Below are 21,615 nucleotides of genomic sequence, written 5' to 3'. Positions count from 1 at the left end.
GCGCATCATTACGGCCAACCAGCGTAAAGCGACCATCATCCAGGGCGAAGAACGCGCATATCAAACAGTTGGAACGGGTGATATTCCACAGATTGAGTTCAAGGAAGCCGAGCTATTGCTGGAGGTGACGCCGCAGATAACGCCGGACAACCGCATCATCATGGATCTGGTGATCAAGAACGACAGCTTCCGTGACGTGGCCGCTGGGCAAGAGCCGCCGATAGACACCAATCGGATCGAGACCCAGGTGCTGGTCGACAACGGGGAAACGGTGGTGCTGGGCGGCATCCTGACCACCGAGCAGCTTAGCCGGCTGGCGAAGACCCCCTTCTTCGGCGACCTGCCTGTGCTGGGAAGGCTTTTCCGTTATAATGAGGAAAGCAGCCAGAAAGTCGAGCTGCTGGTTTTCATTACTCCACGGATACTCGAAGACGGCCTGGCCATTCGCTGATGCAGGACTTGCCCAATCTCATACTGGTCGGCCCCATGGGGGCCGGCAAGAGTACCATCGGCCGCCTTCTGGCGGCCGAGCTGTCACGTGAGTTCTATGACAGCGACCACGAGATCCAATCTCGCTGTGGCGCGGATATCCCCTGGATCTTCGACGTCGAGGGCGAGGCCGGCTTTCGCCAGCGTGAAGCGCAGATGATCGAGGAGCTGACCCAGCTCGATGCCGTGGTGATCGCGACAGGCGGCGGTGCCGTGCTGCGCGAGGACAATCGTCGCCGGTTGCGCGAACGGGGTACCGTGGTCTATCTGTTCACCACCGTCGAGCAGCAGCTCAAGCGGGTGGCCAAGGATCGCAATCGTCCCCTGCTGCAGCGCCCCGACCGGGAAGCCACGCTGCGCGAGATGTTCGAGCTCAGAGACCCGCTCTACCGCGCCACCGCCGATGTCGTGGTACGTACCGACCGGCGCAGCCCCCGGGCCGTGGTCAACGAGATCGTGCGGCGCATCCAGCGGCTGGTCGACCCCCTTCAAGCCAAGGCCTGATACCCATGACCCTGACCCAGTCCCCCGCCCCCCAGCGCTGCCTCCAGGTCGCGCTGGGCGAGCGCAGCTATCCCATCCATATCGGCCCCGGCCTGCTGGGCGATCCCGCCTGGCTGTCGCCTTACCTTGCCGGCCGTCAGGTCATGATCGTGACCAACGAGACGGTGGCGCCCCGCTATCTCGCGCGCTGTCGACAGGGGCTGCCCGAGGGGCTCGAGGTGGAGGAGCTGGTATTGCCCGATGGCGAGGCGACCAAGACGCTGGAGAGCGTGAGTCGGATCTGGGACGCCCTGCTGGCGGCCGGGTTCAATCGTCGCTGCACCTTGATCGCCCTGGGTGGCGGGGTGATCGGCGATATGGTCGGCTTCGCGGCGGCCTGCTATCAGCGTGGGGTGGCCTTCATCCAGGTGCCGACCACCCTGCTTTCCCAGGTCGACTCCTCGGTGGGCGGCAAGACCGGCGTAAACCATCCGCGTGGCAAGAACATGATCGGCGCCTTCTGGCAGCCCCAGGCGGTGCTGATCGATACCGACACCCTGCTGACCCTGCCGCCCCGGGAGCTGTCGGCGGGTCTGGCCGAGGTAATCAAGTACGGCCTTATCCGTGATGCCGGCTTCCTGGGCTGGCTGGAGGACAACATGGCGGCACTGCGTGACCTGGATGCCGCGGCGCTGACCCGGGCCATCGAGCGCAGCTGCACGATCAAGGCCGAGATCGTCGCCGAGGACGAGACCGAGCAGGGGGTTCGTGCCCTGCTCAACCTGGGCCACACCTTCGGGCATGCCATCGAGGCGCACCAGGGCTACGGCAATTGGCTGCACGGTGAGGCTGTGGGTGCCGGCATGCTGATCGCTGCCGAGCTGTCGCAGCGTCTCGGCTGGCTCTCAGCGACGGAAGTGGCACGTGCCGCCGATATCATCGAGGCCGCCGGTCTTCCGCTGTCGGCGCCAGCGGACATGAGTGTCGATGACTTCCTCGACTTGATGCGGCTGGACAAGAAGAATATCGACAGCCGCCTGCGTCTGATCCTGCTTCGTGGCCTGGGTGATGCCCGGCTGCATGACGAGACGCCCCCCGGTCTGCTGGCAGAATTGCTGGCCTCCTTCCCGCGGCGCTGACCGCTCCTCTGATTCGCCTCCTTGAGGCTGAATTCGGCGTACTGATTCCTCTTGTTGCGAGTATAGCGACGCCCGTCTGCGACGGGCGTCGCTGTTTCTGGTGTCTGGCGGTCATGCAGTGAAACGATAAATCTGCATGCCTCATGCCGTATCGGTATGGGAAAAAATGGCATTATAGGACTAAAGTCTAATTCAACGCCTCTCGGCGTTTGAAAACCGTTTATGGCGGGTGCAAGTTATTGAACTGCAGGATGTTTTGCGATGGCTTGCCGGGACAAGTTGTGGATTTTACGGGAGTTTTCATGGGGCGGGAGGTGGCCGGGAATTGCGCGCCATGCCCCGAGGTGTCTATGCTGGGCGTCCTTTTTCTCACGACAGCAGAGCGTCAATTTTTCGGACGCAAAAAATAAAAACCGTTAATAATATAAATTCACTGCTGCCAAGTCAATAGTCTTCTTTTGAGGCACGCCCATGAACAGAGGCCTTCATCACCCCGGTGAGTTTCGCGACAACTGCGGCTTCGGCCTGATTGCCCACATGGAAGGGCAGGCCAGCCACGACCTGCTGCGGACTGCCATCGAGTCCCTCACTTGCATGACCCATCGTGGCGGTATTGCTGCCGATGGCAAGACCGGCGATGGCTGTGGCCTGCTGCTGAAGATGCCGGCCGCCTTCATGCGTGAGGTGGCAGCAGAGACCCTCGACGTCACCCTGAGTGAGCGGTTTGCGGTCGGTGCCATCTTCCTCCCCGATGACGATGCCAAGGAGGCTCGCGCCCGCGGCATCCTCGAGGGTGAGCTGCGCGCCTGCGGCCTGGTCATACGGGGCTGGCGCGACGTGCCGGTTGACCCCTCATTCTGCGGTCCCATGGCGCTGGAATGCCTGCCGCGCATTCGCCACCTGTTCGTCGAGCCGGGCAAGTCGAGCGATCCGGAGCGCTTCGACGTCGACCTGTTCATGGCCCGCCGCCGTGCCGAACAGATGTTGCGCGACGAAGAGGACTTCTACGTCTGTTCCCTCTCCTCCGAGGTGGTCTCCTACAAGGGGCTGGTGATGCCGGTGGACCTGCCGGCCTTCTACCATGACCTGGGCGACGAGCGCCTGGAAACGGCCATTTGCGTCTTTCACCAACGCTTCTCGACCAATACGGCGCCGCGCTGGCCTCTCGCCCAGCCGTTCCGAATGCTGGCCCACAACGGTGAGATCAACACCATCGAGGCCAACCGCGGCTGGGCCAACTCGCGGAAGGAAAACTTCGTCAACGAGCGGCTGCCCGACATCGCCGAGCTGGACGAGATCGTCAATACCGTGGGCTCAGACTCATCGAGCATGGACAATATGCTCGAGGTGTTGCTGATGGGGGGCATGGAGCTGCACCGGGCGGTGCGAATGATGGTGCCGCCGGCCTGGCAGAACGTGGAGACCATGGGCGGTGAGCTGCGCGCCTTCTACGAGTACAACTCCATGCACATGGAGCCCTGGGACGGCCCCGCCGGGGTCGTCATGACCGACGGTCGCCAGGCGGTGTGCATGCTCGACCGCAATGGGTTGCGCCCGGCGCGCTGGGTGGTGACCAAGAACGGCTACATCACCCTCGCTTCCGAGATCGGCACCTACGCCTACAAGCCGGAAGACGTCGTGGCCAAGGGGCGCGTGGGCCCGGGCCAGATACTCGCTGTCGACACCCAGACCGGCGAAGTGCTGCATACCACCGATATCGACGAACGGTTGAAGTCGGCCTACCCCTACAAGCGTTGGCTGAAGGAGGAGGCGCACTACCTGGAATCGGCGCTGACCGAGCTTGCCAGCTTCCAGAACATGGACCAGCAGGCGGTCAAGACCTGGCAGAAGATGTTCCAGGTCAGCTTCGAGGAGCGCGACCAGGTGCTACGTCCCCTGGCGGAGAGTGGCCAGGAGGCGGTAGGCTCCATGGGCGACGACACACCCATGGCGGTGCTGTCGCGCAAGCATCGGCTGCTCACCGACTATTTCCGCCAGAAGTTCGCCCAGGTCACCAATCCGGCCATCGACCCGCTGCGCGAAGCCATCGTGATGTCGCTGGAAACCTGCATCGGGCCCGAGCTCAATGTCTTCAAGGCCACGCCGGAGCATGCCCACCGCATCATCCTCACCACGCCGGTGCTGTCGCCGCGCAAGTTCACCGCCCTGCTCGAGCAGGACGACCCGACCTTCGCCAGTCACCGCCTTCCGCTGAGCTATGATCCCGAGCAGGTCGGGCTCAAGGCGGCACTCGTCGAGCTGTGCCGCCAGGCCGAAGCGGCTGTGCGCGACGGCAAGGTGATTCTGGTGCTGTCGGACGCCAGCCTCGAGAAGGGGCAGCTGCCGATCCATGCAGCCCTGGCGGTCGGTGCCGTGCATCACCACCTGGGCAAGCTGGCGCTGCGCCCGCGGGCCAACATCGTGGTCGAGACCGGCTATGCCCGCGATGCCCACCAGATGGCGGTGCTGTTCGGCGTGGGGGCGACCGCGGTATTCCCATGGCTGGCCTACCAGGTCATGGCCGACATGCACCGTACCGGCGAGCTCACCGGCAACCCGGCCGATGCCCGTGAGAACTACCGCAAGGGGATGCAGAAGGGCCTCTACAAGATTCTCTCCAAGATGGGGATCTCGACCCTGGCCTCCTATCGCGGCTCCCAGCTGTTCGAGGCGGTGGGGTTGCACTCCGAGGTGATGGACCTCTGCTTCAGCGGCATGGCCTCGCGTATCGAGGGCGCCGGTTTTGCCGAGTTGCAACTGCAGCAGGAGCTGCTGGCCCGGGACGCCTGGACGCCGCGCAAGGGCATCTCCCAGGGCGGCCTGATGAAGTATGTGCACGACCACGAGTATCACGCCTACAACCCGGACGTGGTCATGGCGCTGCAGGAGGCGGTGCAGGAGGGCGACTACGCCAAGTGGAAAAAATTCGCGGCACTGGTCAACGAGCGCGAGCCCGCCACCCTGCGTGATTTGCTCAAGCTCAAGCCGTCCGAATCCCCGCTTTCCCTGGATGAGGTGGAAACGGTTGAGGAGCTGATTCCGCGCTTCGACAGTGCCGGCATGTCGCTGGGGGCGCTGTCGCCCGAGGCCCACGAGGCCCTGGCCCAGGCCATGAATGAGGCCGGTGGTCGCTCCAACTCCGGTGAGGGCGGCGAGGATCCGGCGCGCTACGGCACCATTCGCTCCTCCAAGATCAAGCAGATCGCCTCCGGCCGCTTCGGCGTCACCCCGGCCTACCTGGTCAACGCCGACGTATTGCAGATCAAGGTGGCTCAGGGCGCCAAGCCCGGCGAGGGGGGACAGCTGCCCGGCGGCAAGGTCAATGACCTGATCGCCCGGCTGCGCTACTCGGTGCCCGGCGTGACCCTGATCTCGCCACCGCCGCACCATGACATCTACTCCATCGAGGATCTGGCCCAGCTGATCTTCGACCTCAAGCAGGTCAATCCGGAGGCCCAGGTCTCGGTGAAGCTGGTCTCCGAGCCCGGTATCGGCACCATCGCCACCGGCGTGGCCAAGGCCTACGCCGACCTGATCACCGTCTCCGGCTACGACGGTGGGACGGCGGCGAGTCCGCTCACCTCGATCAAGCACGCCGGCTCCCCCTGGGAACTGGGCCTGCCGGAGGTGCATCAAGCGTTGCGAATCAACGGCCTGCGCGACAAGATTCGCTTGCAGACCGATGGCGGACTGAAGACCGGTCTCGATGTGGTCAAGGCAGCGATACTGGGCGCCGAGAGCTTCGGCTTCGGTACCGCGCCCATGGTCGCCCTGGGCTGCAAGTACCTGCGTATCTGCCACCTCAACAACTGCGCCACCGGCGTGGCCACCCAGCACCAGTACCTGCGGGACGAGCACTTCCGCGGCACCGTGGACATGGTCAAGAACTACTTCCGCTTCATCGCCGATGAGGTGCGTGAACTGCTGGCGATGATGGGGGTGCGCAAGCTGACCGACCTGATTGGCCGCACCGACCTGCTCGAGGTGCTGGAGGGTGCGACGTCCTCCCAGCGCAAGCTCGACCTGACACCCCTGCTGACCAACGACTTCGTACCGGCGGACGCTCCGCAGTACTGCCAGGTAAGCCGCAATGTGCCCCATGACCCGGGGGCCAAGAACCAGGAGGTGCTGGCTGCCATCGAGCAGGCCATCGCCGACAAGAGCGGCGGCGAGTTCGAATTCACCATCACCAACTGCGACCGCTCGGTGCCGGCGCTCTCCTCCGGTGCGGTGGCCAAGCACTACGGCGAGGCCGGGCTCGAGGACACCCCGATCACGCTGCGCTTCGAGGGCGTGGCCGGTCAGAGCTTCGGCGTGTGGAACGCCCGGGGCCTGCACCTCTATCTGGAAGGCGATGCCAACGACTACGTGGGCAAGGGGATGAACGGTGGCAAGGTGGTGATCACCCCGCCGAAGGGCAGCCGCTTCGCCAGTCACGAGACCGCCATCATCGGCAACACCTGCCTGTACGGCGCCACCGGCGGCAGGCTGTTCGCCGCGGGTACCGCCGGCGAGCGCTTCGGGGTGCGCAACTCCGGTGCCCACGCCGTGATCGAAGGGGCGGGCGACCACTGCTGCGAGTACATGACCGGCGGCATGATCTGCGTGCTGGGCGAGACCGGCGTCAATTTCGGGGCGGGCATGACCGGTGGCTTCGGCTATGTTCTCGACGAGGATCGCTCCTTCGTCGACCGCTACAACCATGAGCTGGTGGAGATCCACCGGGTCAATACCGAGGCCATGGAGGCCTATCGGCGTCACCTGCGGGAAGTCATCGAGGAGTTCGTTGCCGAGACCGGGTCCGCCCGGGGTCGCGAGATACTCGACGACTTCAGCGACTACGTGCGTCATTTCTGGCTGGTCAAGCCCAAGGCGGCGAGCCTGGGCAGCCTGCTCGACGAATCCCGCAGGCGCCCCGAGTAAGCCGGTTACCCAGGAGACAAGACATGGCCAATCGTTTGACCAACAACGACTTCCAGTTTATCGACGTGGGTCGCCAGGATCCGCAGAAGAAGGATGCCCGCACCCGGGCGCGGGAATTCGGCGAGATCTACGAGCCTACAAGCCCCAGGAGGCGGCCAGCCAGGCGCACCGCTGCCTGCACTGCGGCAATCCCTACTGCGAGTGGAAGTGCCCGGTACACAACTACATTCCGAACTGGCTGCAGCTGGTGGCGGAGGGCAACATCCTCGAGGCGGCGGAGCTGTCCCACAAGACCAATACCCTGCCGGAAGTGTGCGGCCGGGTGTGTCCCCAGGATCGCCTGTGCGAGGGTGACTGCACCCTCAACGACGGCTTCGGTGCGGTGACCATCGGCTCGGTGGAGAAGTACATCACCGATACCGCCTTCGCCATGGGCTGGCGTCCCGACATGTCCCTGGTGGAGTGGACCGACAAGAAGGTCGCCATCATCGGAGCCGGCCCGGCGGGACTGGGCTGTGCCGATATCCTGGTGCGCAACGGCGTAAAACCCGTGGTCTTCGACAAGTATCCGGAAATCGGCGGCCTGCTGACCTTCGGCATTCCCGAGTTCAAGCTCGAGAAGACGGTGATGGAGCGTCGTCGCGCGGTATTCGAGGAGATGGGTATCGAGTTCCGGCTCAATACCGAGATCGGCAAGGAGGTCCCCTTCGACCAGTTGCTCGCGGAGTACGATGCGGTCTTCCTCGGCATGGGCACCTACAAATACATGACCGGCGGTTTCCCGGGCGAGGATCTGCCGGGCGTGCACAAGGCGCTCGACTACCTGATCGCCAACGTCAATCACTGCCTCGGGTTCGAGAAGGATCCGGCGGACTACATCTCGCTGGAAGGGCAGAAGGTGGTCGTGCTGGGCGGGGGCGACACTGCCATGGACTGCAATCGCACGGCGGTACGCAGGGTGCCTCGATGGTGACCTGTGCCTACCGCCGTGACGAGGAGAACATGCCCGGCTCCAAGCGCGAGGTGAAGAATGCCCGCGAGGAGGGCGTGGAGTTCCTCTTCAACCGCCAGCCGGTGGCGGTGGTGGGCGAAGGCAAGGTGGAAGGCGTGAAGGTGGTACGCACCCGTCTTGGCGAGCCCGACGAGAATGGTCGCCAGCGTCCCGAGGTGGTGCCGGGCTCCGAGGAGGTCCTGCCCGCGGACGCGGTGGTCATTGCCTTTGGCTTCCAGCCGAGCCCCGCGCCCTGGTTCGAGACCGTCGGTATCGAGCTCGATGAGCGCGGGCGGGTCCTGGCGCCGGAGCAGGGCGCCTACGCCTTCCAGACCACCAACGAGAAGATCTTCGCCGGCGGCGATATGGTGCGTGGCTCGGACCTGGTGGTCACCGCCATTCATGAAGGGCGGCAGGCCGGCGAAGGCATCCTCGACTACCTGGGTGTGTGACGATTGCGGGCCCGCTGCTGAGTGGTGAGCAGCGCCGGGGACAGGTCGCAGCGGAGGTCCGATTCCAGGGAAGGAATCGGTAGCGTACAGGGAAGTATTCACAGCGCCTCCGCGAAGACCTGTCGCCGGAACAGCTGCGGGTGCTGGCCACCGGAGCAGCGCTGGCAGACTTGCGACGCACAAGGACGAAACCCTGACATCTCGCTTGCGACTTACGCGTCGGGCCGGAACAAGGTCCCTCTTGCCGGTCGCAGACGCGCACGTCCTTGATCGACATCCCTGTCGATCACCGCTAGTCGCTTCGCTCTCTGTCAGCGTCCTTGCGAAGTCGCTTCGCTAGCCAGCCCTGCTCCTGATGTTCTCTTCTGGCCGGGCCGAAATTGAGCCATTCGTCGTAATCTGCTAGTCTGTCGTCCCATCCTGGCGCGGCTTCCTGCCACGCCTCATGATCACGTTTCGACAGGTTCTCCATGACACGATATATCTTCGTGACCGGCGGCGTTGTGTCCTCTCTCGGCAAGGGCATCGCGTCGGCCTCGCTGGCGGCGATTCTCGAGGCGCGCGGCCTCAAGGTCACCATGCTCAAGCTCGATCCCTACATCAACGTGGATCCGGGCACCATGAGTCCCTTCCAGCACGGCGAGGTGTTCGTTACCGAGGATGGTGCCGAGACCGACCTGGATCTGGGCCACTATGAGCGCTTCATTCGCACCAAGATGACCCAGGGCAACAACTTCACCACCGGTCGCGTCTACGAGCACGTGCTGCGCCGTGAGCGCCGTGGCGACTACCTGGGCGGCACCGTGCAGGTGATCCCCCACATCACCGACGAGATCAAGCGCCGGGTCTATGCCGGTGGCGAGGGCTTCGACGTGGCCTGGTGGAGATCGGCGGCACCGTGGGCGATATCGAGTCGCTGCCGTTCCTGGAGTCGATCCGCCAGATCCGCAGCGAGCTGGGCATGAGTCGGGCGATCTTCATGCACCTGACGCTGGTGCCTACATCAAGACGGCGGGGGAGACCAAGACCAAGCCGACCCAGCACAGTGTCAAGGAGCTGCGATCCATCGGTATCCAGCCGGACATTCTGATCTGCCGCAGCGAAGTCGAACTGGAAGAGAGCGAGCGGCGCAAGATCGCCCTGTTCACCAACGTCGAGGAGCGCGCGGTCATCCCGCTGCAGGATGCCGACACCATCTATCGCATCCCCTTGATGCTGCATGAGCACGGCCTCGACGAGATCGTCTGCGACAAGCTGCGCATCGAGGCGGAAGAGGCGGATCTCACCGAGTGGGTCCATGTGCTGGACGCCAAGCTCAACCCGCTCAAGTCGATCAATATCGCCATGGTCGGCAAGTACATGGAGCTGCTGGACGCCTACAAGTCGCTCAACGAGGCGCTCATCCATGCCGGCATCCAGACCCGGGTCAAGGTCAACGTCGACTACATCGATTCCGAGGATATCGAGCGCCACGGTACCGAACGTCTGGCGGGCAAGGACGCCATCCTGGTGCCGGGCGGCTTCGGCGAGCGTGGCGTCGAGGGCAAGATTGCCACGGCGCGCTTCGCCCGGGAAAACGGCATTCCATATCTGGGCATCTGCCTCGGCATGCAGGTGGCGGTGATCGAATATGCCCGGCATGTGGCCGGCTGGGAAGACGCCAACTCCACCGAGTTCACCCACGACACCCAGCATCCGGTGGTGGGCCTGATCACCGAGTGGATCACCCCCGAGGGCAAGATCGAACTGCGCGATGCGGCCTCGGATCTCGGCGGCACCATGCGTCTTGGCGGCCAGGTCTGCCACCTGAAAGCCGGCACCAAGGCCCGTGAGGCCTATGGCGCCGACGAGATCGTCGAACGGCATCGGCATCGCTTCGAGGTCAACAATCAGTTCATCGACGAGCTGGAGCAGGCGGGGCTGGTGGTTTCCGGCAAGAGCGTGGATAACTCCCTGGTGGAGATGATCGAGCTGCCAGATCACCCCTGGTATGTGGCCTGCCAGTTCCATCCGGAATTCACCTCCACTCCCCGCGATGGCCACCCGCTGTTTACCGGCTTCATCAATGCGGCGCTGGAGCACAAGAATACCCGTGCCCGCCAGCAGGCCCAGGCCCAGCCCCAGGGCTGAGGGACGAAGGAGTGTCCATGACAGACGCACAACGCATCATCGACATTGCCGGCCTTCAGGCCGGCAATTCGCTGCCGCTCATGCTGCTGGGCGGCATGAACGTACTGGAGTCCCGCGATCTGGCCCTGGAAGTGGCCGAGACCTACATCGAGGTTACCGGTCGGCTGGGCATTCCCTTCGTGTTCAAGGCCAGCTTCGACAAGGCCAACCGCAGCTCTATCCACTCCTTTCGCGGCCCGGGCCTGGAGAGGGGGCTGGAGATACTGGCGGAGGTCAAGTCGCGCTTCGGCGTTCCCATCATCACCGATGTGCACGAACCCTGGCAGGCCGCGCCGGTGGCAGAGGTGGCCGATATCATCCAGTTGCCGGCCTTTCTCGCCCGCCAGACCGACCTGGTGGTGGCCATGGCCGAGACCGGGGCGGTGATCAACCTCAAGAAGCCGCAGTTCCTCGCACCCCATGAAATGCGCCATATCATCAGGAAGTGCGAGGAGGCGGGCAATGCCAGATTGTTGCTCTGCGAGCGCGGCTCCAGCTTCGGATACAATAATCTGGTGGTTGATATGCTCGGTTTTGGCGATATGAAGCAGACCGGCTACCCGGTCTTCTTCGATGTCACCCATTCCCTGCAACGACCGGGTGGTCGGGCGGACAGTGCCGGCGGCCGCCGTGAGCAGGTTGGCGAGCTGGCCCGGGCCGGCGTGGCGGTGGGCCTTGCCGGTCTCTTCCTGGAAGCGCATCCGGACCCGGACAATGCCAAGTGTGATGGCCCCTGTGCGCTGCCCCTGGACCGGCTCGAGCCCTTCCTGACCCAGCTCAAGGCCATCGATGACCTGGTCAAGGCATTCCCGGCGCTGGATATCACCTGATCCTCACTGACTCACTCAGCGCTGATTCATAAGACTGATTCTTAAGACTGATCCATAAGAATAGGACGACACACGATGACCAAGATTGCCGATATCCTTGCCCTCGAGGTGCTCGACTCCCGCGGCAACCCCACGGTGCAGGCCGAGGTGCGCCTGGAGAGCGGCGCCGTGGGCGTGGCCTGTGCCCCCAGCGGCGCCTCCACCGGTTCGCGTGAAGCCCTCGAGCTGCGCGATGGCGACAAGGCGCGCTATCTGGGCAAGGGCGTGCTGAAAGCCGTCGAGGCGGTGAACGGTGCGATTCGCAGCAAGCTCGTGGGCATGGATGCCCGGGATCAGCGTGGCCTGGACAACGCCATGCTGGCGCTGGACGGTACCGACAACAAGGCCTCGCTCGGCGCCAACGCTATCCTGGCGGTGTCGCTGGCCGCCGCCAAGGCGGCGGCCAACGCCAAGGGTGTGCCGCTCTACGCGCATATTGCCGAGCTCTATGGTCACCCCGGCCGCTACAGCATGCCGGTGCCGATGATGAACATCCTCAACGGCGGCGAGCATGCCGACAACAACGTCGACATCCAGGAGTTCATGGTCCAGCCGGTGGGGGCGCCGAACTTCCGTGAAGGTCTGCGCATGGGCGCCGAGATCTTCCACGCCCTCAAGAAGGTGCTGTCTGCCCGGGGCCTCTCCACGGCGGTGGGTGACGAAGGCGGCTTCGCCCCCAACCTGGCCTCCAATGCCGAGGCGCTGGCGGTGATCAAGCAGGCCGTGGCGGATGCCGGCTATACCCTGGGCGGCGACATCACCCTGGCGCTGGACTGCGCCTCCTCCGAGTTCTACAAGGACGGCCAGTACAACCTCGCCGGCGAAGGCAAGCAGTATGACGCCGACGGCTTCGTCGACTACCTGGCCGGGCTGTGCAATGACTATCCCATCGTCTCCATCGAGGATGGCATGGACGAGTCCGACTGGGCCGGGTGGAAGGCGTTGACCGACAAGCTGGGTGACAAGATTCAGCTGGTGGGCGACGACCTCTTCGTCACCAACACCCGGATTCTCAAGCGCGGTATCGATGAGAAGATCGGCAACTCCATCCTGATCAAGTTCAACCAGATCGGTTCGCTCTCCGAGACCCTGGATGCCATCAGGATGGCCCAGGACGCCGGTTTCACCGCCGTCATCTCGCACCGCTCCGGCGAGACCGAGGACACCACCATCGCCGACCTGGCCGTTGGCACCGCGGCAGGCCAGATCAAGACCGGCTCGCTGTGCCGCTCCGATCGCGTGGCCAAGTACAACCGGCTGCTGGTGATCGAGCAGCAGCTGGGAGAGGAAGTCGATTACCCGGGGCGTGCCGCCATCAAGGGGCAGTGAGTCGCTGTGGCAGTACTCACTTTTGAGTAGCTGACCGACGACATTGACTACACGGCTTGTAAGAGATTGCCTACAAAAAGCCGACGTCATAAGCTTGGTTTCAGGCAGGAAGACCGGCACCCGTGGTGTCGGTCTTTTTCTATCCATATGTTTTTCAATGAATTTCTTCTTCGGCGAAAGCAAAAGTTAAGTTAGGAATGGCGGTGGGAGGGAGTTGCGCCTCTCTGGGGAAATGCCACAATGCAAGTGGGACAAGGGAGAGCGGGATAGCTCTCCGGCAGGATGCAAAACGGGATGCGTTAAAGCGGGTGCGCCCGGTGCGACAGGATGTCGCTTCCGGGCAGGGATGTCACCACAAGGAGTCGGGCGGAGGGATCCGTCCAAGGAACAGCTGGGAGCCGGGCGGCCTGAGGGTCGCCTTTTTCAGCTAGTCAGACGCTTGAATAGGCAGGATGCATGAATGGAAAACGCCGGACGTCGTCGACGCCCGGCGTTTTCCTGTGTGCTCGGCTCAGCGCTCCAGGTGCTGCAGCTTCCCCGGCTTCCCATCCCACTCTTCGGCATCGGCCGGTGGATCCTTCTTCTCGGCAATGTTGGGCCAGACCTCGGACAGCTCCGCATTGATGGCGATGAACTCCTCCTGTCCCTCCGGCAGCTCGTCCTCGGCGAAGATGGCTTCCGCCGGGCACTCCGGCTCGCACAGGGCACAGTCGATGCATTCGTCCGGGTGGATGACCAGGAAGTTGGGGCCTTCATAGAAACAGTCCACCGGGCAGACTTCGACACAGTCGGTGTACTTGCACTTGATGCAGTTCTCGGTGACGACAAATGTCATGCCTGTCTCCCTCCTCGGGGCCGGGGTGTGCGTGCCCGGTCTGGTGATATTGAGCATCAGGCGATAGGCCTGATGGTTATAAAAAATCTTGTTTATATAATCTCTGTTCGGAGAAACGCTTCATTCTAGTCATGCGCCACCGCGGGGGCAAGCTGGCTAGACCCGATCGCGCCATTCATAGAGCAACTCCAGCGCCTGCCGCGGCGTCAACCCGTCGGGGTCCAGGCCCGCCAGCGCCTCGATCAGCGGATGCGGTGCCGTGGCGAACAGGTCGGTCTGCTGCGGGGCCGGCTCGCCATTGCCGGGCAGGGGCAGGCGACTGCCCTGGTCCACCTCCTGCTGCTCCAGCTGCGCCAGTTTTTCCCGGGCCCGGGCGATAACGCCCTGGGGAACGCCGGCCAGTTGTGCCACCTGAAGGCCATAGCTCTGGCTGGCGGGCCCCTCCTCGACCCGGTGCATGAAAACGATCCCGTCCCTGTGCTCGGCGGCGGTGAGGTGGACATTCGCTACTCCCTCGGCCTGCTCGGCAAGGGCGGTCATCTCGAAGTAATGGGTGGCGAACAGCGTGAAGGCCCGGCTCCGGGTCAGGTGTTCGGCGCTGGCCCAGGCCAGCGACAGGCCGTCGAAGGTGCTGGTGCCCCGCCCGATCTCATCCATCAGCACCAGGCTCTGCTCGGTGGCATTGTGCAGGATGCTGGCGGTCTCGGTCATTTCCACCATGAAGGTCGAGCGCCCCCCGGCGAGGTCGTCGCTGGAGCCGATGCGGGTAAAGATGCGATCCACGGGGCCGATACGGGCCGCATCGGCGGGGACGAAGCTGCCGGTATGGGCCAGCAGGGTGATCAGGGCCGCCTGGCGCATGTAGGTGGACTTGCCGCCCATGTTGGGGCCGGTGATGATCAGCATCCTGCGGCTGTCATCCATGATCAGGTCGTTGGGCACGAAGGGCGCGTCGCTCACCTGCTCCACGACCGGGTGCCGGCCGCCCCGGATCTCGATGCCGGGAGTGTCGAGCAACTGGGGGCGTTCGAAACCAAGCGCCTGGGCACGTTCGGCAAAGGTGGCCAGTACATCCAGCGACGCCAGGGCCTGGCCGGTGGCCTGCAGTGCGCCAAGCTCGGCATTGAGCGCATCGAGCAGGCTCTCGTAGAGCAGTTTCTCCCGGGCCAGGGCACGGGACTTGGCCGACAGCGCCTTGTCCTCGAACTCCTTGAGCTCGGGAATGATGAAACGCTCGGCATTCTTCAGCGTCTGGCGGCGGATATAGTCCACCGGGGCGTCCTGGGCCTGGGCGCGTGGGATTTCGATATAGTAGCCGTGCACCCGGTTGTAGCCCACCTTGAGGCCGGGCAGGCCGGTGCGCTCACGCTCCCGGAGTTCCAGCTTGATCAGGTAGTCGCCGGCGTGCTCGGCCAGGCCGCGATACTCGTCGAGTTCGGCATCGTACCCCTCGCGGATCACCCCGCCATCGCGGATCACCACCGGGGGGTTGTCCATCAGCCCGCGGCTCAGGGTATCGGCAAGCCAGGGTAGGGGCGGATATGGTGCTGCAGGTCGTCCAGCGTGGTGCCGTCGCTGAAGCCGCTCAGCTCCTGCTGCAGCGCCGGYAGCGYGAGCAGRGCGTCGCGCAGCCGGGCCAGGTCCCGGGGCCGGGCGCTGTAGAGGGCCACCCGGGCCAGGATGCGCTCCACGTCGCCGATGGCCTTGAGCAGGTCACGTAGCGAGGCGAAGGCCTCCTGGTCGAGCAGCAGTGCGACCGCCGCCTGGCGATTCTGCACCAGGGCGCGGTCGCGCAGCGGACGGTTGAGCCAGCGCTTGAGAAGACGCGAGCCCATAGCGGTGGCGGAGGTGTCGAGAACGCTGGCCAGGGTGTTGTCGGCGGTGCCGCCGAGATTGGTGTCGATCTCCAGGTTGCGCCGGCTGGCGGCATCGATCACCACGGCATCGTCACGGCTCTCCACGCCCAGCGCGGTGACATGGGGCAGCCGCGAGCGCTGGGTGTCCCGGGCGTATTCGATCAGCACGCCTGCAGCGGTGATGGCGGCCTCGAGATGGGCGCAGCCGAAGCCCCGCAGGTCCTGGCACTGGAACTGGTCGCACAGGGTGCGGGTGGCGCCGTCGAGGTCGAACAGCCAGTCGCTCTGGCGGCGCAGACCGCGGCGCCCCTCCAGGGTCGGCGGCAGGGGCAGGCTCTCCGGTACCAGCAGCTCGGCGGGATCGAGGCGCTGGAGCTCGGCCAGCATTTCGCTCTCGCCTTCGACTTCGAGCACGCTGAAGCGGCCGCTGGAGAGCTCCAGCCAGGCCAGCCCCCAACAGCTGCCCAGGGGGTGCACGGCCACCAGCAGGTTGTCGCGACGGGCATCGAGCAGCGCCTCGTCGTAGAGGGTGCCGGGGGTGACGATGCGCACCACCTTGCGCTCTACCGGGCCCTTGCTGGTGGCCGGGTCGCCGAACTGTTCGCAGATCGCCACCGACTCGCCGGCCTTGACCAGGCGGGCGAGGTAGCCTTCGGCGCTATGGTAGGGCACGCCGGCCATGGGAATCGGTTTGCCCGCCGACTGGCCTCGCTGGGTCAGGGTAATGTCCAGCAGCGCCGCGGCGCGCTTGGCGTCGTCGAAGAACAGTTCGTAGAAATCGCCCATCCGATAGAAGAGCAGCACCTCGGGATGCTCGCGCTTGATTCTCAGATACTGGGTCATCATGGGCGTATGCTGGGCGCTGGCCTGTGACATGGGGGTCCTGTGCTGAGCGGTCGGTTCCGGGTCTCTGGCGTGGCGATGGTGCCATGGCCTGCATATCGCAGACAAAGGCGCTATTGTACGCAAAAGTCTACCCCTGCGCGCGGCCGGCGTCAGGGGCCGGCCACCACCTCATTAAGGAGCGACACCATGGCACATCGCGCCGCCAGTCTGGCCAATCTCGACCTGATCACCCTTGCCGAACGCCTGGGGCGCCGCTGTCGGGAGCACGGTTTGAGCGTGACCGCTGCCGAGTCCTGCACCGGCGGGGGCGTCGCCAGCGCCATCACGGCCGTGGCCGGCAGCTCCGACTACTTCGAGACCGGCTACGTGACCTACTCCAATGCGGCGAAGAGTCGCCTGCTCGGCGTGCCGGAGTCGATGATCGCCCAGCACGGCGCGGTGAGCCGCGAGGTGGTCGAGGCCATGGTCGCCGGCGCCTGTCGCGAGAGCGGCGCAGGACTTGGCGTGGCGATCAGCGGTGTGGCCGGCCCCGATGGCGGTTCGCCGGACAAGCCGGTGGGTACCGTCTGGCTGGCCTGGGGCAATGCCGAGGAACAGCAGGCCGAGCGGCTGCACTATCCCGGGGATCGCCGGGCGGTTCGCGAACGCGCGGTGCGCGACGCCATCGTCGGCCTGATCCGCCATATCGAGGGCATGTAGCACCACGCTTGGCGGGCGACGTTTTTTTCGCCATACTACTGTCCAACCATACAGTGTCCGGGCGACCCCCTTATCGGTTTCGTCCGCCATACCGATTGTCTGGCCAGCGAACGTCAGGACGGCCCTTGCGCCGCAAGTCCAGCAACCGAATTTCTGCCGACGAGTTCTACGAGGAGCGCCACATGGCACAGGAAGACAACCGTTCAAAGGCATTGAATGCCGCCCTTTCCCAGATCGAGCGCCAGTTCGGCAAGGGTACCGTGATGCGGCTGGGTGATACTCCCCGGGTGATCATGCCGTCGGTGTCGACCGGCTCCCTGGGGCTGGACATTGCCCTGGGCATCGGCGGCCTGCCGCTGGGGCGGGTCGTCGAAATCTTCGGGCCGGAGTCTTCGGGCAAGACCACCCTGACTCTCTCGGTGATCGCCCAGGCCCAGAAGCAGGGCAAGACCTGCGCCTTCATCGATGCCGAGCACGCGCTCGACCCCAGCTATGCCGAGAAGCTCGGCGTCAACCTCGACGACCTGCTGGTCTCACAGCCGGACACCGGCGAGCAGGCGCTGGAGATCTGCGACATGCTGGTGCGTTCCGGCGGCGTCGACGTGATCGTCATCGACTCCGTGGCCGCGCTGACCCCGCGGGCCGAGATCGAGGGTGAAATGGGCGACTCCCACGTCGGCTTGCAGGCGCGCCTGATGTCCCAGGCGCTGCGCAAGATCACCGGCAACATCAAGAACGCCAACTGCATGGTGGTGTTCATCAACCAGATCCGCATGAAGATCGGCGTGATGTTCGGCTCGCCGGAGACCACTACCGGCGGCAACGCGCTAAAGTTCTACGCCAGCGTGCGCCTGGACATTCGCCGGACCGGCTCGGTCAAGTCGGGCGATGAGGTAACCGGCAACGAGACCCGGGTCAAGGTGGTCAAGAACAAGGTGGCGCCGCCGTTTCGTCAGGCCGAGTTCCAGATCCTCTACGGCAAGGGCATCTATCACGCAGGGGAAGTGGTCGACCTGGGCGTGCAGTGCAACCTGGTCGACAAGGCCGGTGCCTGGTACAGCTACAAGGGCAACAAGATCGGCCAGGGCAAGGCCAATGCCGCCCAGTTCCTCGAGGACAACCCGGCGGTGATGGAGGAGATCGAAAGCCAGGTTCGTGGCCAGCTGCTGGCCACGGTAGAGCCCCGGGAGAAGGAGAAGGAAGCCACCGCCGAGCTGGCCGATGACGCCGACGAAGGCAGCCTGCTCTAAGCCATGCGGGGGCAGCCGGCTACCGACCGCGAGAGCTCCCCAAGGGAGGACGCCATTCGCCTGCTGGCCCGGCGCGAGTACTCCCGCGCCGAGCTGGTGGAGCGCCTGGCCGCGAAAGGTCACGACGCGGCCGCCATTGGCGACTGCCTGGACGCCCTGGCCGAGCAGGGGCTGCAGTCGGATAGCCGTTTCGCCGAGAGTTTCTTGCGCTCCCGGGTGGCCCGGGGCCAGGGCCCGCTGAAGATTCGTGGCGAGCTCTCCCGGCGCGGTATCGACCGCGCCACCCTCGAGGCCGCCTTTGCCGAGGCGGAGGAGGTCGACTGGTTTGCGCTGGCCTGTGATTCACTGGCACGGCGCTTCGACGGCCCCGGCGACTCACCCCGCGAACGTGCGCGGCGGGAGCGCTTCCTGGCCAGCCGTGGCTTCGATTTCGAGCATCTGCGACATGCGCTCGACCACGCCTGGAATTCAACGCAAGATTCTCTCTAGCCCGCAAGCGGCGCCGGGGACAGGTCGAAGAGGAGGTCCTACGCCAGGGATGGCGTCGGTAGCGCCCAGGGAGGGGTTCACAGCGCCTCCTCGAAGGCCTGTCGTCGGGCCGGCGCGGACCAGCCCCTTCAGTCCCTTGACAACTACGCTATAATACCCCCCTTTGCGAACGCCCCGGGTGGCGCTTTCGGTGCGCCACGGCGCCCCTGCAGCGGCCTTGTTCGACGGGCCGCACCCGCTTGCCCGCCCGCCGGGTCACCATGCTCATCGCCACGGATATTCCATGAAAAGCGCAGACATCAGACAGGCCTTTCTGAGTTACTTCGAGGAGCACGGGCATACCGTCGTGCCGTCGAGCTCCCTGGTGCCGGGCACGGACCCGACCCTGCTGTTCACCAATGCCGGCATGGTGCCGTTCAAGGACGTCTTCCTGGGTCGTGACCCGCGCCCCTATGTGCGGGCGGTTTCCTCCCAGCGCTGCGTGCGCGCCGGCGGCAAGCACAACGATCTCGACAACGTCGGCTACACGGCGCGTCACCATACCTTCTTCGAGATGCTGGGCAACTTCAGCTTCGGCGACTACTTCAAGCGCGATGCCATTCGCTACGCCTGGACCTTCCTCACCGAGACGCTGGGACTGCCCAAGGAGAAGCTCTGGGTCACGGTGCATATCAGCGATGACGAGGCCGAGCGCATCTGGAAGGAGGAGATGGGCATCGACCCGGCGCGTTTCTCCAAGCTCGACGAGGACAACTTCTGGCAGATGGGCGATACCGGCCCCTGCGGTCCCAGTTCGGAGATCTTCTACGATCACGGCCCCGAGGTGTGGGGCGGCCCGCCCGGAAGTCCCGAGGAGGATGGTGATCGTTACATCGAGATCTGGAACCTGGTGTTCATGCAGTTCGACCGGGACACGGCCGGCAACCTCAACCCGCTGCCCAAGCCTTCCATCGATACTGGCATGGGGCTCGAGAGGGTCGCCGCGGTGATGCAGGGCGTGCACTCCAACTACGAGATCGACCTGTTCCAGAACCTGCTCGAGGCGGCAGCACAGCGTACCGGCCATGCTGACACTCGCCACCCCTCGCTGAGGGTGATCGCCGACCATATCCGCTCCTGCGCCTTTCTCATCGCCGACGGTGTTCTGCCCTCCAACGAGGGGCGCGGCTATGTGCTGCGCCGGATCATCCGCCGCGCCATTCGGCATGGCCACAAGCTGGGCACCAAGGATAACTTCTTCCACAAGCTGGTGGGCGCGCTGGACGTCGAGATGGGCGATGCCTATCCCGAGCTGCGCGAGGCGCGGCATCAGATCGAACGCATCCTGCTGAAGGAGAAGGAGCAGTTCGCGCGCACGCTTGAGCACGGCATGGGGCTCCTCGAGGAAGCGCTGGCCGAGCTCGATGGCGAGGTGCTGCCCGGCGAGACGGTCTTCAAGCTCTACGACACCTACGGCTTCCCTTATGACCTGACCGCCGATGTCTGCCGCGAGCGTGGCGTGACCCTCGATGAAATCGGCTTCAAGCGTGCGCTCGAAGCGCAACGCGAACGGGCTCGGGCGGCCAGCCAGTTCGGCGCTGACTACCATGCGGCATTGGATCTCGAGGGCGAGACAGCGTTCACCGGCTACGACCGGCTCGAGGACCAGGCCAGGGTCATGGCCATCGTCGATAGTGAGGGCAACGCCCTGGCGGCGCTCGAGCCCGAGCAGCGCGCGCTCGTGGTGCTCGATCGCACACCGTTCTACGGCGAGTCCGGCGGCCAGGTGGGCGATACCGGCTACCTGCACGTGGACGGCGGTCGCTTCCTGGTCACCGATACCCAGAAGCAGGGCGGGCACCACCTGCACCATGGCGTGCTGCTCGAGGGCAGCCTGAGCGTCGGCGCTGAAGTGCGGCCCCAGGTCGATGCCAGGCTGCGCGGTGCCACCATTCGCAATCACTCGGCCACCCACCTGATGCACAAGGCGTTGCGGATGGTGCTGGGCGATCATGTGCAGCAGAAGGGGTCACTGGTGACACCGGAGCGCCTGCGCTTCGACTTCAGTCACTTCGAGGCCATGACGCCCGAACAGCTCGCCGAAGTGGAGCGCCTGGTCAACGAGCAGATACTTGCCAATGCCCCGACCCGCATCGAGCAGATGACCCTCGACCAGGCCAAGGCCAGGGGCGCGGCGGCACTGTTCGAGGCCAAGTACGCCGATAGCGTGCGGGTGCTGACGATCGGTGCCGACGATTTCTCCATCGAGCTGTGCGGCGGCACCCACGTGGCGCGTAGCGGCGATATCGGCTGTTTCCATATCGTCAGCGAGCAGGGCATTGCCTCGGGCGTTCGTCGCATCGAGGCGATCACCGGCGAAGGGGCGCTCGCCTGGTTCCGTGAGCAGGAGGCCAGGGTCAATCGCATCGGCGAACGGCTCAAGGCCAAGCCGGAGCAGGTGGAGGAGCGCGTCGAGTCGCTGGTCGAGCGCAACCGCATGCTGGAAAAGGAGCTCGAGCGGCTCAAGGCCAAGCTGGCCAGTGCTGCCGGCCGCGACATGCTCAGCGAGGCCCGCGAGATCGGGGGTATCAAGCTGCTTGCGACGCAGCTCGAGGGTGTCTCCGGCAAGGAGCTGCGCGGCGTACTCGACCAGCTCAAGCAGAAGCTGGGTTCCGGTGTCGTGGTGCTGGGCGTGGCCGACAGGGAGGCCGGCAAGGTGAGCCTGATCGCCGGCGTCACCGACGACCTGACCTCCCGCGTCAAGGCCGGAGAGCTGGTCAACCACGTCGCCTCCCAGGTGGGCGGCAAGGGCGGCGG

11 protein-coding genes and 4 pseudogenes are annotated in these 21,615 nt (G+C 64.8%); 13 read left to right on the top strand and 2 right to left on the bottom strand.

Annotated features, from left to right (window positions below):
* The 9 genes and pseudogenes from Q427_RS11855 to eno form a co-directional block, all read left to right on the top strand.
* A pseudogene (locus Q427_RS11855) lies at window positions 1-451 on the top strand (type IV pilus secretin PilQ); the annotation flags it as partial.
* Window positions 451-993 carry a shikimate kinase AroK gene (gene aroK, locus Q427_RS11850; protein WP_043514084.1) on the top strand — a complete coding sequence of 181 codons (543 nt, stop codon included), beginning with the start codon at window positions 451-453 and terminating at the stop codon, window positions 991-993. The pseudogene Q427_RS11855 and the gene aroK, both read left to right, overlap by 1 nt.
* A 5-nt stretch (window positions 994-998) precedes the next feature.
* Window positions 999-2,111, top strand: a complete 1,113-nt coding sequence (gene aroB / locus Q427_RS11845) for a 3-dehydroquinate synthase (protein WP_155833545.1) — start codon at window positions 999-1,001, stop codon at window positions 2,109-2,111.
* 471 nt (window positions 2,112-2,582) lie between these two features.
* Complete coding sequence (gltB, locus tag Q427_RS11840; RefSeq protein ID WP_043514082.1) at window positions 2,583-7,034, top strand: glutamate synthase large subunit; 4,452 nt, start codon at window positions 2,583-2,585, stop codon at window positions 7,032-7,034.
* 23 nt (window positions 7,035-7,057) lie between these two features.
* Window positions 7,058-8,477 (top strand): annotated as a pseudogene (locus tag Q427_RS11835) (FAD-dependent oxidoreductase).
* Window positions 8,478-8,947: 470 nt separating this feature from the next.
* The gene (locus Q427_RS36865) at window positions 8,948-9,442 is read left to right on the top strand and encodes a hypothetical protein (RefSeq protein ID WP_442905480.1); all 495 of its coding nucleotides are present in this window, start codon (window positions 8,948-8,950) and stop codon (window positions 9,440-9,442) included.
* Window positions 9,358-10,607, top strand: a pseudogene (locus Q427_RS11825) (CTP synthase). Before Q427_RS36865 ends, Q427_RS11825 begins: the two are co-directional and overlap by 85 nt.
* A gap of 17 nt (window positions 10,608-10,624) precedes the next feature.
* Window positions 10,625-11,476, top strand: coding sequence for a 3-deoxy-8-phosphooctulonate synthase (gene kdsA, locus Q427_RS11820; RefSeq protein WP_043514079.1), 852 nt, complete (start codon window positions 10,625-10,627; stop codon window positions 11,474-11,476).
* Window positions 11,477-11,551: 75 nt separating this feature from the next.
* Window positions 11,552-12,844 carry a phosphopyruvate hydratase gene (eno, locus tag Q427_RS11815; RefSeq protein ID WP_043514076.1) on the top strand — a complete coding sequence of 431 codons (1,293 nt, stop codon included), beginning with the start codon at window positions 11,552-11,554 and terminating at the stop codon, window positions 12,842-12,844.
* 511 nt (window positions 12,845-13,355) lie between these two features.
* Here the strand turns inward: eno and fdxA are convergent.
* Window positions 13,356-13,679, bottom strand: coding sequence for a ferredoxin FdxA (fdxA, locus tag Q427_RS11810; protein ID WP_043514074.1), 324 nt, complete (start codon window positions 13,677-13,679; stop codon window positions 13,356-13,358).
* A gap of 156 nt (window positions 13,680-13,835) precedes the next feature.
* A pseudogene (gene mutS / locus Q427_RS11805) lies at window positions 13,836-16,411 on the bottom strand (DNA mismatch repair protein MutS).
* Window positions 16,412-16,567: 156 nt separating this feature from the next.
* Between mutS and Q427_RS11800 the strand changes: the two are divergent.
* From Q427_RS11800 to alaS, 4 genes are all read left to right on the top strand, one after another.
* Window positions 16,568-17,080 carry a CinA family protein gene (locus Q427_RS11800; protein ID WP_043514072.1) on the top strand — a complete coding sequence of 171 codons (513 nt, stop codon included), beginning with the start codon at window positions 16,568-16,570 and terminating at the stop codon, window positions 17,078-17,080.
* A 182-nt stretch (window positions 17,081-17,262) separates the two neighbouring features.
* On the top strand, window positions 17,263-18,330 hold the full coding sequence (gene recA, locus Q427_RS11795; protein ID WP_043514087.1) for a recombinase RecA: 1,068 nt from the start codon (window positions 17,263-17,265) through the stop codon (window positions 18,328-18,330).
* Window positions 18,331-18,333: 3 nt separating this feature from the next.
* Window positions 18,334-18,819: a regulatory protein RecX gene (locus Q427_RS11790; RefSeq protein WP_043514070.1), complete on the top strand. Its 486-nt coding sequence runs from the start codon at window positions 18,334-18,336 to the stop codon at window positions 18,817-18,819.
* A 283-nt stretch (window positions 18,820-19,102) separates the two neighbouring features.
* On the top strand, window positions 19,103-21,615 hold a 2,513-nt coding region (gene alaS, locus Q427_RS11785; RefSeq protein ID WP_043514067.1), incomplete at its 3' end, for an alanine--tRNA ligase.

It is taken from the genome of Halomonas sp. BC04 (assembly GCF_000568385.1).
Note: the sequence above shows the minus strand (reverse complement) of the source record. Positions and strands in the feature narration are given on the sequence as shown.

Coding starts and splice junctions, on each gene's coding strand:
- Q427_RS11790 (WP_043514070.1), top strand. CDS start 18,334: ATGCGGGGGCAGCCGGCTACCGACCGCGAGAGCTCCCCAAGGGAGGAC.
- kdsA (WP_043514079.1), top strand. CDS start 10,625: ATGACAGACGCACAACGCATCATCGACATTGCCGGCCTTCAGGCCGGC.
- gltB (WP_043514082.1), top strand. CDS start 2,583: ATGAACAGAGGCCTTCATCACCCCGGTGAGTTTCGCGACAACTGCGGC.
- aroK (WP_043514084.1), top strand. CDS start 451: ATGCAGGACTTGCCCAATCTCATACTGGTCGGCCCCATGGGGGCCGGC.
- fdxA (WP_043514074.1), bottom strand. CDS start 13,679: ATGACATTTGTCGTCACCGAGAACTGCATCAAGTGCAAGTACACCGAC.
- aroB (WP_155833545.1), top strand. CDS start 999: ATGACCCTGACCCAGTCCCCCGCCCCCCAGCGCTGCCTCCAGGTCGCG.
- eno (WP_043514076.1), top strand. CDS start 11,552: ATGACCAAGATTGCCGATATCCTTGCCCTCGAGGTGCTCGACTCCCGC.
- recA (WP_043514087.1), top strand. CDS start 17,263: ATGGCACAGGAAGACAACCGTTCAAAGGCATTGAATGCCGCCCTTTCC.
- Q427_RS36865 (WP_442905480.1), top strand. CDS start 8,948: ATGACACGATATATCTTCGTGACCGGCGGCGTTGTGTCCTCTCTCGGC.
- Q427_RS11800 (WP_043514072.1), top strand. CDS start 16,568: ATGGCACATCGCGCCGCCAGTCTGGCCAATCTCGACCTGATCACCCTT.